The 12,916-nt window shown below is 40.7% G+C and carries 12 protein-coding genes and 1 pseudogene; 5 read left to right on the top strand and 8 right to left on the bottom strand.

All coding sequences use genetic code 11. The annotated features are described in order from the left end of the window. Nucleotides 1-146 precede the first annotated feature (146 nt). From BQ8014_RS00090 to BQ8014_RS00075, 4 genes are read left to right on the top strand one after another with little or no spacing between them, the layout of a single operon-like run. The gene (locus BQ8014_RS00090) at nt 147-599 is read left to right on the top strand and encodes a YqaA family protein (RefSeq protein ID WP_080905724.1); all 453 of its coding nucleotides are present in this window, start codon (nt 147-149) and stop codon (nt 597-599) included. Between the two features lie 53 nt (nt 600-652). Next, nucleotides 653-1,255, top strand: a complete 603-nt coding sequence (locus BQ8014_RS00085) for a DUF4254 domain-containing protein (protein WP_080902563.1) — start codon at nt 653-655, stop codon at nt 1,253-1,255. 6 nt (nt 1,256-1,261) lie between these two features. Next, nucleotides 1,262-2,329 carry a glycosyltransferase family 9 protein gene (locus tag BQ8014_RS00080; RefSeq protein ID WP_080902562.1) on the top strand — a complete coding sequence of 356 codons (1,068 nt, stop codon included), beginning with the start codon at nt 1,262-1,264 and terminating at the stop codon, nt 2,327-2,329. Further along, nucleotides 2,307-3,047: a lipopolysaccharide kinase InaA family protein gene (locus BQ8014_RS00075; RefSeq protein ID WP_080902561.1), complete on the top strand. Its 741-nt coding sequence runs from the start codon at nt 2,307-2,309 to the stop codon at nt 3,045-3,047. Before BQ8014_RS00080 ends, BQ8014_RS00075 begins: the two co-directional genes overlap by 23 nt. Before the next feature lie 85 nt (nt 3,048-3,132). Here BQ8014_RS00075 and BQ8014_RS00070 read toward each other — a convergent pair whose 3' ends face one another. The 7 genes and pseudogenes from BQ8014_RS00070 to BQ8014_RS00040 form a co-directional block, all read right to left on the bottom strand. Next, nucleotides 3,133-4,167 carry a glycosyltransferase gene (locus BQ8014_RS00070; protein ID WP_080902560.1) on the bottom strand — a complete coding sequence of 345 codons (1,035 nt, stop codon included), beginning with the start codon at nt 4,165-4,167 and terminating at the stop codon, nt 3,133-3,135. Between the two features lie 12 nt (nt 4,168-4,179). Further along, nucleotides 4,180-5,289, bottom strand: coding sequence for a UDP-galactopyranose mutase (gene glf, locus BQ8014_RS00065; RefSeq protein ID WP_080902559.1), 1,110 nt, complete (start codon nt 5,287-5,289; stop codon nt 4,180-4,182). A 72-nt stretch (nt 5,290-5,361) separates the two neighbouring features. Continuing rightward, the gene (locus BQ8014_RS00060; RefSeq protein ID WP_080902558.1) at nt 5,362-6,486 is read right to left on the bottom strand and encodes a glycosyltransferase family 4 protein; all 1,125 of its coding nucleotides are present in this window, start codon (nt 6,484-6,486) and stop codon (nt 5,362-5,364) included. Between the two features lie 231 nt (nt 6,487-6,717). Then, nucleotides 6,718-7,440 (bottom strand): glycosyltransferase family 2 protein, encoded by a 723-nt coding sequence (locus tag BQ8014_RS00055; protein ID WP_255376284.1) that lies wholly within the window; start codon nt 7,438-7,440, stop codon nt 6,718-6,720. A 36-nt stretch (nt 7,441-7,476) separates the two neighbouring features. Beyond that, a pseudogene (locus BQ8014_RS00050) lies at nt 7,477-7,661 on the bottom strand (ribonuclease H); the annotation flags it as partial. Next, the gene (locus tag BQ8014_RS00045) at nt 7,600-7,959 is read right to left on the bottom strand and encodes a glycosyltransferase (RefSeq protein WP_200814313.1); all 360 of its coding nucleotides are present in this window, start codon (nt 7,957-7,959) and stop codon (nt 7,600-7,602) included. The gene BQ8014_RS00045 and the pseudogene BQ8014_RS00050, both read right to left, overlap by 62 nt. 33 nt (nt 7,960-7,992) lie before the next feature. Further along, nucleotides 7,993-10,176 (bottom strand): RagB/SusD family nutrient uptake outer membrane protein, encoded by a 2,184-nt coding sequence (locus tag BQ8014_RS00040; RefSeq protein WP_080902556.1) that lies wholly within the window; start codon nt 10,174-10,176, stop codon nt 7,993-7,995. A gap of 285 nt (nt 10,177-10,461) precedes the next feature. On the opposite strand from BQ8014_RS00040, the gene BQ8014_RS00035 reads away from it, so the two are divergent. Beyond that, the gene (locus BQ8014_RS00035; RefSeq protein ID WP_080902555.1) at nt 10,462-11,583 is read left to right on the top strand and encodes an ATP-binding protein; all 1,122 of its coding nucleotides are present in this window, start codon (nt 10,462-10,464) and stop codon (nt 11,581-11,583) included. A 58-nt stretch (nt 11,584-11,641) separates the two neighbouring features. Here BQ8014_RS00035 and BQ8014_RS00030 read toward each other — a convergent pair whose 3' ends face one another. Beyond that, the gene (locus tag BQ8014_RS00030) at nt 11,642-12,265 is read right to left on the bottom strand and encodes a ribonuclease H1 domain-containing protein (protein ID WP_080902554.1); all 624 of its coding nucleotides are present in this window, start codon (nt 12,263-12,265) and stop codon (nt 11,642-11,644) included. Nucleotides 12,266-12,916: the final 651 nt, after the last annotated feature.

Here is a 12,916-nt window from a genome sequence, read left to right as displayed (position 1 = left end):
AATTGATGCACTTCAAAGATAGCAAATATTTCAGAAGCAATGCTTATCCTTCTTTAAAAAGTACAAAAGCCTTGGAATTACATCTCTTCGGAATGCTTTTCTATTCCTTTTTAATTAGTTTTGTAACTTCATATAAAGAATCGAATATGCTTGAGTTCTTGATGCAGTATGGCTATGTGGGCCTTTTTACGGCCTGCTTCCTGGCTGCAACCATCTTACCTTTCAGTTCGGATTTTATCTTCGCCGGGCTGCTGGTGGCCGGACTGGCTCCCTGGCCGTGTGTCGTCATTGCAACACTGGGCAACTGGCTGGGCGGAATGACCAACTATTTCCTGGGACGGCTCGGCAAACTGGAATGGATCGAGAAATACCTGAAGATCGACCCCGCAAAAATTGAAAAGATGCAGGTTTGGCTCAATAAGAAAGGCGCTTATATGGCGCTGTTCAGCTTTGTCGCTTTCGTTGGGGACGTGATGGCTGTTGCCTTGGGGTATATGCGCGCCAATCTATATATCGTGACGATTTGCATGCTGATCGGCAAGTTCTGCCGGTATGTCGTCGTGATGTATGCGGTTCAATATGGCGTCAGTTTGTTTTAATTGGATTTTTTTTATTTGTATCTTTGCCGAACGTACCCAAAAATACTCGGCTTATGAATTTTAGTGAAAGAAGTTACAGCATATTCGAGAAGGCGACGGCGGACTACCATCTGAAAGATGATGTAAATGCAACCGTACGTAACCCATATGAAGTAAAAAGCATCGAGTTTTACCTCTACCTGAAGAATTGGATCGACGCAGTCCAATGGCATCTGGAAGATATCATCCGGAACCCGTCGATCGATCCGGTCGAGGCGCTGGCGATAAAAAGGCGTATCGACAAATCGAATCAGGACCGTACCGATCTGGTTGAGTTGATCGACAGTTTCTTCTTCGAGAAATATAAAAAGATACAGCCTTTGCCGAATGCAACGATTAATACTGAAAGCCCGGCGTGGGCAGTCGATCGCCTGTCGATTCTGTTGTTGAAGATTTATCATATGCGGCAGGAGGCGGAACGGACGGATACGGATGCCGTACACAAGGAAAAATGCGAGAAGAAGCTGGCCGTCTTAATGGAACAGAAAAAGGACTTGTGCACAGCGCTCGACCAACTGCTGGATGACATACAGGCCGGACGAAAATATATGAAGGTCTACAAACAAATGAAAATGTATAATGACCCGACGTTAAACCCCGTTTTATACGGGAAATAAAACCGGATGGCAAACGTTTTAGTGATACGTCTTTCCGCTATCGGGGATGTCGCCATGACGATCCCCGTCATCTATTCTGCGGCCAAAGCAAATCCTCAGGACTCTTTTACGGTTCTGACGCAATCCTTTTTGATGCCTATTTTCCTTCATCGCCCCTCGAATGTAAACATTATCGGAATTAACACGAAGACTTCCGAAAAAACTTTATGCGGGCTCCTGCGCTTTGCCACCGCTTTCTCACGGTACGATTACGACCTCGTCCTGGATCTGCACAATGTGATCCGAACCAAGATCATCCGTACCTTTTTCCAATGGAGAAAGAGGCCGGTCTATGTCCTGGACAAGGCCAGGAAGGAGCGGGAGGCGTTGACCCGGATGTATCACAAAAAGCTGAAGCCTCTCCCGTTGATGACCGAACGCTACGCCGATGTCTTCCGGAAAGGCGGATTGAAATACGAGGACACCTTCCGGACGCTGTTTTCGGAAGAAAAACCGGATAGGAAGGCTTTGGAAAGCATCGCCGGGGTCAAGCAGGAGCCATGGGTTGGCATTGCTCCTTTCGCCAAACACCGGGGAAAGATCTATCCGCTGGAAGCGATGGAAGAAGTTGTTGCCGTACTTTCTAAAAAAAAGCATTTCCGCCTTTTCCTTTTCGGAGGAAGAGGGAAGGAAGAAGAGATGCTGGCCCGTTGGGAAGCGAAATACCCACATGTGAAAAGCATGGTCGGCATTTGTTCGCTGGATCAGGAGTTGATGCTGATCAGCCGGTTGGATGTCCTGCTCTGCATGGACTCTGCGAATATGCACTTCGCCTCCCTGGTCGGTACACCGGTTCTCTCCATCTGGGGGGCGACTCACCCCTACAGCGGCTTCTATGGTTACCATCAGGACTTGGAGAATGCCATTCAGTTGGATCTCCCTTGTCGTCCCTGCTCCATCTATGGGGAGAAGAAATGCTACCGGGGCGATTGGGCCTGTATGACGCAGATCCTTCCCATGGATGTGGTAAAAAGAGTGGAAGCCTTTCTGCAAAAACAACAAACAGACAGAGATGAGAACCATTATAAATCCTGAATATAAACAATATACCTCCTTTATCCATCAAATCCCCGATCGGTTTGCACAAGGAGGAACGACGATTTATCAGGGAAGAAATGAAATAAAAGTATTCGATATAGAGGGAACATTGCTGAATGTGAAGCAATATAAGGTTCCGATCTGGATCAACCGGCTGGCATATACCTATCTTCGACCGCCTAAAAGTGTACGAGCCTATGCGTATGCCTTAAAACTACTGAACTTAGGTTTCGAGACCCCCAGGCCGATCGCCTCTATTTTGTTAAAAAGAGGCGGACTGATCGAGAGAAGTTATTTTGTCAGCTTACAATCTCCCTACGAACGATGTTTCTATGAGTTTGGAGAAGGAGGAATTGCAGGCAGGGAAGATATTATTGTTGCCTTCGCTAAATATACCGCCCGCCTTCATGAAGCCGGTATTTACCATCAGGACTATTCTCCGGGGAATATCTTATTTCATAAAGAGCAAAACCTGATTTATTTTTCTTTAATCGACCTCAACCGGATGGCTTTCGGCCCGGTCTCTTTAGAGAAAGGTTATCGTAACTTTGCCCGTCTTTGGGGTAAAGAAGATTTCTTCCGTTTATTGGCCCGGGAATATGCGACAGCCCGCGGAGCGGATATAGAAACAGCTACACGTAAAATTCTCTTATACCGGGATCAATTCTGGCGCTCTTATTCCAAGCGAAAGGAAATGCCTTTTGAATATGATTAAATATGTGTAAATATCCTCCGATATTAAATTAACTTGCCTGGTTAATGTAAAAAGAGGCGTACATAGCGCCGCTCTAAAAACAGTATTATTCTTTTTCCAATCGTTTTTCAATATGGTTTAGTGCATGTTTTAAATAATAACCGGTAGATAGCCTCTCGCTTATTTTTATTGTATTTTCTTTCATGACTACATATTCATTTCTCGAAACAGAAGGTATAATCTCTTTTAAATCCTGTAAAGAATTTATACAAATTCCTATTCCATTCTTTTCCACAAAAGAAGCTAAAGCGGCTTGTTTCCAGATGATAACCGGAAGATGGCATCTAATATAAAGAGACATCTTGTGAGGATTATTATATTTTAGGTATTCACCGAAATTGCCTGAACAGGTTGTGATAGATTCCCCGTCCCAAACTAAACCATAATCTCCTTGTGCTGTAGCGATCAGTTGATCAGAAGGGACAAACCCTAAATAATTAAAACAGTCTTTATTTTTAATGCGATCCTTTTCAAATCCGCTTCCGTACAAATTAAAATACCATTTACTAATATAGGTATCCAAAGCATATAGAAATCGGTTCTTTTTATAACTCAACCCTCCTGCATATATAACCTGACAAGGAATATCCGGGATTTTATGATCCAAAGGGAGTGTTTTTGAAAGATAATCAAAGATTTCCAAACAGGTCATCGGATTTCGATAGCCTTGGTCAGACAACCATTTTTCCATGAACCGATTATGTACGATTAAGAAATCAGAAAAACTCAATCGCTTTATTTCCTGAGCCGCAGTAAGTCTCTGTCTGCGAAAAGTGCCCAAATCATGAATTACGGTAATTACTTTGCATCCACGAAGATGAGCCATACGACATGCAAAATTATAATATTTTTTAAAGGGATATTGTAGTACCAAAATACTATCCTTAGATATGGAAAATGGTAATTTCAGCACAGAGATTAAAGTTAAAAAGAATCCGGATATATTGTTTTTATTTATTGTTTGCTTTATGCCTGCATTTTTAAACCCTAATTCTACAAGAATTTGTTCTATATCAGTCTTGGCTTTGTTTCCGGCGCTGGATATTTCTTTATAATTTTTAGATAAATAAAATTTCTTCATCCGATACTTTGTTTATTTATAGAATTCTCTTTGAGCTAACTTTAATGCCGCCGCTATCGTATCATCCATATCAAAATAGGCATATTGTGCCAATCGACCGCCAAATAATTTATCGGGACAAGAGGAAGCACGTTCTTTGTATAAATTGAACAATTGAGTGTTTTTTTGATCGTTGACCGGGTAATATGGCTCATTATCCGCATGATACGATTGCGGATATTCTTTTGTTATAACAGTGAAAGGCTGTTTGCCGAATTGAAAATGTTTATGTTCAATGATACGGGTATAAGGAATTGCCGATTCATCATAATTAACGACCGCATTTCCTTGAAAATCTTCTATATCCAACAGCTCGTGTTCAAAACGTAAACTTCGATATTCTAAACATCCATATTCATAATTGAAGAACTCATCAATACAGCCAGTAAACAATATCTTATCCGCCAGATTATCAAAATAAGGCCTGTTTTGAAAATAATTAACATCTGTTTTAATCTCTATCCCTTCTAACAGATTACTTATTAACGAATTATATCCTTCTATCGGTATTCCTTGATACGGATCATCAAAATAGTTGTTATCGTAGACGAAACGAAAAGGTAGACGTTTTATAATAAATGCCGGTAATTCTGTGGCAGGTCGTCCCCATTGTTTTTCAGTATATTCTTTGATAAATATACGATAAATCTCTTCTCCACATAATTTCAAGGCTTGTTCTTCCAGATTTACCGGATTAACAAGGTGAACATACGGTCTTCGTTGCTCTTCTAATTTTAATTTTGCTTCTTGTGGCGTGTTTACTCCCCACAGCTTATTAAATGTATTCATATTAAAAGGCAGATTATATAGCTGTCCTTTGTATTTGGCAAGGGGAGAATTTATATAATGATTAAACTTTGTAAACCGATTTACATATTGCCAAACCTCTTCATTATCCGTATGAAAAATATGCGCTCCGTATTCATGTACCAAGATACTGTTTTTATTTTTGCAATGAATATTTCCTCCGGTATGGCTACGCTTATCTATAACCAAACAACGTTTCCCTTTTTCTTTTGCTTTTTGAGCGAAAACGGAGCCGAACAAACCCGATCCGACAATAAGATAATCGTATGTTTTCATTGTTTCTATGATCTATCGCATTGCTTACAAAAATAGATAATCTTTTTGTTCAATATAAATTTTCAACGGATCTTATTTAAGATTTACATAGAGATTCATGATCTGTGATGCGATTACTTCGTCTTCAAACCGACGGACATATGCGTCTCCTTTCAGGCACATCTGCTCTGCAACAGACGGATTCTGCAGGATATGTTCTATCAACTGCTGTAATTCTTCAGGATTATTGGGATCTGTATACAACGAATCCGGACCACCCGCCTCTTCCAGGCATGAGCCTGTTGCTCCGATGACCGGAATATGAGAATACAACGCTTCGACGATAGGAATTCCAAATCCTTCAAAAAAAGAAGGATAGACGAATAAGGAAGCCATCTGATAAAGAGCAGGCAAGTCCGCAAACGAAACGTTGTGGAGCAACAGAAGCCTGCCTTCCATTTTATTTTCTTTTATATACGATTCGACCAGAAAGGCGTAAGGCGTTCTTTTACCTACCGCAACAACTTTGATATCTTCCCGGATATTTTTTAGGGCTTTGGCAAGTAGTAGTAAATTTTTCCGCTGTTCCATGCTTCCTACATATAAGATATAAGCGGAAGGGAGGTGGTATTTCTCTTTGACACGCTGTCTGTCCTGTTCTGTTTGGCGCTGCTTAAAGGTAGCATGACAACTTTGATAAACGACCTCTATCTTGTCTTCCGGAATAGGATAAAACGAAAGAATATCCCGGCGCGTCATCTCACTGATCGCAATAATCTTATTTGCATTCAGACATGCTTGTTTAAATTTGTAGTTATAGATAACCCGGTCTATGCTTTTATAATAGGACGGATAACGGAGAAATATGAGATCGTGGATCGTGACGACCGAAGGAACTCCACTCTTCTTTATATTGAGCGGCAGTTCGTTACTAAGTCCATGAAACAGATCGGCCTTCTCCTTTTTCAAACTGGACGGGATGCCCCATGTTCTCCAGATAGAGGACTGTAACTTACCACCCGATCGGGGATAAATATAAGAAATGCTGTCGTCCTGCTTCACCTGATTCCTTAATTCCTCTTTCCCCCGATCAGGAGCATAAAGCAGATAGTCATTGCCGGGGAAGAAGGTACAAAGTGTATTTACCACAAAACGGCTGTAATTTCCAAGTCCGGTACTATTGTGCGTTATACGTTTCGCATCAAATGCTATTCTCATTCCTTGTTTTTTATTCTTAATTAACTGTTTAAATTTTCCGAAAGCATTTTAAGAAAGGCATTTCGTTATTTGTTTGTCTTGTTTTTGTGTATTTGCTCCCTTTGCTTAGTTCAAATAGCCCGCTATTCTCACTTCGCAAATGAATCAACTACCCTAAAAAACAGAGCGAAACAAATTAACGAGCAAAATTTAAACAGTTATTATCTAAACTATACGATTGAAAAGTCAAATCTACGATTTATTATTCAACATTCTCCAATAGAGAACAATATATAATAGAAATAAGAAAAGAAGCCTACTAATTCCATGATCCATTTCCTTTATAACTGCAACATTTTCTCTGAGCCCTGCATTTCTATTCCGGTGAGAAATGCCTGACCGATCATAGATTACAATCGGATAGTCCAAATGCTTAAAGACGCAATCGGCATAAAAGCATTGCTTGAAAAATTTAAGGTCCGCAGACATTTTATAGCGAGTATCAAAAGGATACTTCTGTAACCATTTGATGGAAACAAATGCACTTTGATGGCAGAAAAACATACGCTGCTTGTTGGTCGGTTCCGAAGCTTTCTTTTCTTTTAATGCGTTTTCCGAATTCTTCACGCAAATATTACCATAAAAGATACTTGCGTCCTTTCCTGATGCTATATCCTTTACGACCTGCTCGATCGTATTATCAGAGACTAGCATATCTCCACTATTAAGAAAGCAAAGATAATCTCCTGAAGCCAAACGAGCCCCTTTATTCATCGCATCATAGATTCCTTCATCTTTCTCCGTAATCCACTTTGTTATATGTGATTCATTCTTTTTTATTAATTCAATAGAATGATCCGTCGAACCTCCATCTACAATAATATATTCAATATTACTGTAGGTCTGATTTATAACCGATAACATTGTACACTCAAGTAATTCCCTATGATTTAATGTAACGGTAACAATTGACATTTTAAACATTAGCTTGCTAAATTATAGATTATTATTCTATTTCCGGCCGAAGTCCGCGGGTATTTCGCCCCATTCGACCGTCTCCCACTTTAGTATCTGTGTAGTTAAATATTTGTATGCAACCACCGTTCCGCCCGCTCGATGAGATCAAAGATCGGCTCATTCTTCGGTACACGCTCCAACAGAGTTTTGCATTTCTTGTTTCGTACCCATAGGATTGCAATCCTGATCGGTAAAGATCAAATAATCCGCCTCCGTATTCATAATCGCCCGGTTGAGTATCTCACATTTCTGGAAACCGTTATCCGGATGCCAGACGTGTTTGATCGTTAATCCGCTTGACCTTTGGAACTGCTTGACCAGCGTTGCCGTCTCTTCTCCGGAGCCGTCATCGGCAATCAGCACGTCAAAGTTTTTATACGATTGGCATTCATATCCCCACAGGGTTTTCTCTAACCATTCGGGATGATTATAGGTCGAAATAATAATGGAAATATGTTTCGGCGCGATGTTTACCATATCAATCGTTTTCCGTCTATTATTTGTAGGTTATTAATATCCCGGATTCTGCTTCGCGTTAGGGTTTCGCATTATTTCAGACAGAGGAATTGGGTATAGAAGTTGATAGGATTGTATCCCCAATTCACTCGTTGCAATTCCATTGCGTTTTAAAAAAGGAAAATAGGTGCCACTTCCTTTTAGCTCGCTCTTCCAAGCCGTTTTTAAGTCCGTTAAAAAACTGGAAGATTGGGCTAAAGGAATGTTACGAACCTTATTTACTTGATTCAAGAAAGAAACGGCTTGGCTAATATTATTCAGTTTGTACTCACATTCAGCAATACTCAATAGTACCTCTGTAAAAGAAAAAACAGGTATAACGTCATTTGCTTCAATAACTTTTCTAAATATATTCTGATTGCCGGACTCTGATAGGTAGGCATAAATAAGTTCTTTGCTTTTATCCTTCAAAGAAGCTTGTCTTGTCGATTCCAAAGAGTAATTTCCCTTGTTAATTATATCCTTCAATAAAGATAATGCTTGCGAATATTTTCCTAAATGCATATATATCCGTATTAAAATCATGGAAGGAAAATCCTCATTCGGAAAGGCCATATTATATGTTGTAAAGTCCCAATTGTTTTTTGAGAAGGTTGATATGGAGTATAACAAATCACTTTCAAAAAGAGGAAAAAGTTCTTCTGCCTCCATTTGTCGGCTATTCCAGTTTTCTTCCCAATTTGTCGAATTGACATAAAAGACATTTCCCCAAAGTACCTCCATCTGGTAATATAGTAGAGCCTTCAGCGTTCTAAATGCCGAAATCACATATCGATCTTCGGAGCGTTCTTCAAAGATATTAAGTTGATTAATTATTGCATAACTCTCAGAAAAAAGATCGTTTATGTAAGGGTCGGATGGATTAATCCTATGTTTAAAATAATCAGGAAAATCATGATCCCAACATTGGGTATAAAAGGCTTCCATCGTATACATTAAAGAAGAATAATTGTTCATTCGATCCATTAATGTTGAGAGAGCACCTATTCCTTCTTTTGTGAAAGATACGGGTTTCGTCAGATCTCCTTCTTGCACGATCACTAGCCGGGCGCTTCTTTTTCCATCCATGCTATAAATCGTAATCTCGGAGGGTTCCATCAAACGGGAAGAGGCAGGACGAATGCTTATATTTATGTAATTATCAGATGTCAGTTCTTTCCTTGAATAACCGATCGAATCTTTTTCATATATATAAAACTCCTCTGGTATATAAATGCTATAAGGCGGTTCTTCTAAAGAAATTGGATTCAAGCTTATAGGAATGTTTGTCTCGATTTTTATCTTATGATCTCCGCCCGAAGAGGGAACAAATAAGGTGTCTATATCAAACTTAAGGATCGGGGTTACTCCTTCTTCTCCTAATTCATTGCCTGCAATTCCGTCTTTGTCCCAATCAATAAACCAAGATAAATCTTTTACTGAAATCTCTTTTCCTAACTCTTTATATCGGTCAACGACATTACTTTTTATTCTGTCCCAATCAATCTTTATAGCGTTTCTCCATAATTTTTCCCTTGCTGATTCTCCTAAAGATCCGTTGTCTGTAAACTCTTTCCGGATCGAAGCCATATATTCTGTAACTTCGGCATCCGATTTATCGGTTAAAAGAGTAGAGGAAACGGCAATTAATGCGCCGGCCTCATTTGTTCCTAAAGTAATTGAGAAAGAACTAACGGTAGAAGAAGAATATGCCTGAAGTCCAAAAAGAGTTAGCAATTCTTTTTGGGCCTGCTTATTTGCATCGTTGAAGGACAATCCGTTTTCTTTTATTAATTTCAGAACCCGATCTTTTATTAAATGTGTAAACATATTTATATTTACATTCTCGGCATCCGAGAAATCTGCCAACGCTTGTAATGTGATTTGCCCGCTGGACAATCTTCCTTCAACTTCATTAAAATAATATCCGTTTGAGGTTAAAAGAGCATAGGGGGAATTTAATTCAGTAGATCCCATGAGAAAATTACCTTCATTATCCGAGATAGTCTCATTAAATGTACGTCCGGTTGGGTTCATTGAAGCATCTAATTCCTGAACGGTTATGGTTGAACCACTAACAAAAGGCCCCTTTTCAACTTTACCTTGTATATTATAAATCACCGGTTCTCCGAATTTATCCTCTTTTGAACAAGAAAGAAGAAAATTAATTGCGATTAAAAGGAAGCATATGTTTCTCATTTTTATGTGTTTTAGCAATATCTAATTGTAGGTTGTTTCAATATTTCTTTTAATGATAAGATTATGCAAAGGAAGTAAATCTTTTAATTATTTCAAAGGACGATCAGGCTTTGATGGAATGGCCATGGTTCATCTTTTAAATAATCATGGCTCAAGCGTAAATTTATACTGAATCCTGCGGCTTAAATCACAATTGTAGTATTAATTCTGTGGTTTAAACCATAAAATTATATCGAATTTTGCGGTTTGCTTATTCTTGTTATTAACTTTGCAGAAAAAGAATTTATGATAAAACGAATAATTAAGGACTTAATATTGGCCGATTACGGGCGTAAAAAGGTGATTGTCCTGCTGGGAGCAAGACAGGTCGGGAAAACGACATTGCTTTCCGAACTGCAGGACGGGACGGACAAAGCGCTTTTCTTGAATTGCGACAATGTAGACGATGTCCTTGCTTTAGAAGGAAGGACCTCTACCGAGTTAAAGCATTTGCTCTCGTCATATGATTTGGCCTTTATAGACGAGGCCCAACGAGTCAAAAATATAGGTCTGACCTTAAAGATGATTGGCGATTTGAAACTGTCGACACAGGTTGTTGTCACCGGATCTTCTTCACTTGATATGGCGGATGAGATAAATGAACCGGCAACGGGTCGATTGATAGAGTATAACTTATATCCGTTCTCTTTGTCCGAATTGGCCGTAGCTTCTTCCGAAAGAGAAGAAAACAGGTTGCTTGAAAGCCGGATGATTTATGGGCTTTATCCGGAAGTGGTGACAGAGCCGGCTAATGCGAAGCGCACGTTAATGGCTCTTACCAATAATTATTTGTACAAGGATTTATTTGCCTACAAGGGAATAAAGAAACCGGAACTTATCCAGAAACTGGTTAGGGCGTTGGCTTTGCAGTTAGGAAGCGAGGTGTCATATAATGAGTTGAGTAATCTCTTGGGAGTGGACCGGGGGACGGTTGAAACCTATATCAATTTATTGGAGAAATGTTTTGTGGTGTTCCGCTTAGATTCGTTCAGCCGGAATCTGCGAAATGAGATTAAGAAAGGGAAAAAGATATATTTCTATGATAACGGCGTAAGGAATGCCATACTGTCGAACTTTGCCCCGTTGGAGTTGCGAAATGATGTCGGTGCGTTATGGGAAAACCTCATGGTAAGCGAGAGAGTGAAGCGAAACTCCTATTCATCTAATTTTGCGCAGCTATTTTTTTGGCGTACCCATGAGCAACAAGAAATAGACTTAATAGAGGATCTGGATGGAGTCTTGCACGCGTTCGAGTTCAAATGGAATGGCAAGGCAAAGAGCCGTCCGCCGAAAGCCTTTGCGGTTACCTATCCCCATTCGACCTATGAGGTCGTTACACCCGAAAATTATTGGCCGTTTGTGAAGTAGGCGGCTGCTTTTTCCAGTAGGAGTTCGTTCCGCCGGGAGGAGAGGTAATGTCTTTCGTTTATTTCCGTCCGAAGTCGGCAGGGATTTCACCCCAGGCTTCCGTTTCCCACTTCAGGATCGGGGTGGTATAAGTATTTGATTGGAGCCAGTGCTCCGCCCGTTCGATCAAGTCGAAGATCGGTTCGTTCTCCGGCAAGCGTTCCAATTTTGTTTTGCATTTCTTGTTTCGTACCCATAGGATGGCATTCCGGCTGTCGGAATAGAGAGGCAGATCCGAAGTGTTTTTCTTCAGGAAAGCCAGTCCGTGTACGATTGCCAGAAACTCACCTACATTGTTTGTGCCTTTTTTCATCGGACCGACGTGAAAGAGTTCCTGGCCATTCGCTGCATAAACGCCGCGGTATTCCATATCCCCCGGATTACCGCTGCAGGCGGCGTCTACCGCAAGACTATTCAGGATCGGCTTGCCGATGGCTCCATCTGTTTTTTTCACAGAAGCTTTCCGCCGCCCGGGATACGCCGGTGCGCCTTTTGCCCAAGCTTCCCGAGCCTCCTCCGGGCTCTCGAATGACTTGTAGCGTGCGCCTTTCTGTCCTTCCACCTGTCTTTTGCACTCTTCCCAGTTGTCGTAAACGCCCGGATCAAGTCCCTTCCAAACCACATAAAACTTCTTTTTAGCCATTCTTCCATGCAATGAATCTACCGCAAAGATAAGAAGCTTCTCTCGTAACAGATGCATTTTCAAACAGACATTTGCAGTCACTCATATTAATTCTTCGTGATTCTGTCTATTATTCGACTTTAGTTGATCACCCGGGATTAATCAAGGTAGAGCTGGTTCCTGGGCCAATGCGTTTCCCCATTTCCCCGTACTCGTTTTTTTATTACACCTTGGTGGGCCTGCAGACACACCAAGGTAGGCCTGGTGGCCCATCATGGTGAGCCACCAGGCCCACCTTGGTAAAATAAAACATGGAGTACCTGAAAATACGGCACCGGATTGGCCGAATGATCCGTGTGGATATGTAAATTAGCCATAATCAGTTTATTCCCATGTCTTTGATGCAGTCGAAGGCTGTTTTTCCGCCGTTTTTCCGCTTTTTCCCCTTGCCTCTGGCGGAAGAAAAACAGCCATTCCCCCGTTCAGAAAGAGCGTTTAATTACGAATCATCTCCTCTCTATTCCATTCTATCCCATCCCTTTATATTTTCCCTGTAAAAAAAGCTCAAAAAAACCGGTAAAAAGATTTGTACAAGCCAAAAAGAAGGTTTACTTTTGCACCCACGTTCGACAATAACCAGCCGGACGCAAGCAAAAGAGTTCATTGAAAGAC

Source organism: Parabacteroides sp. Marseille-P3160, assembly GCF_900162725.1.
Taxonomy (GTDB): domain Bacteria; phylum Bacteroidota; class Bacteroidia; order Bacteroidales; family Tannerellaceae; genus Marseille-P3160.
Note: the sequence above shows the minus strand (reverse complement) of the source record. Positions and strands in the feature narration are given on the sequence as shown.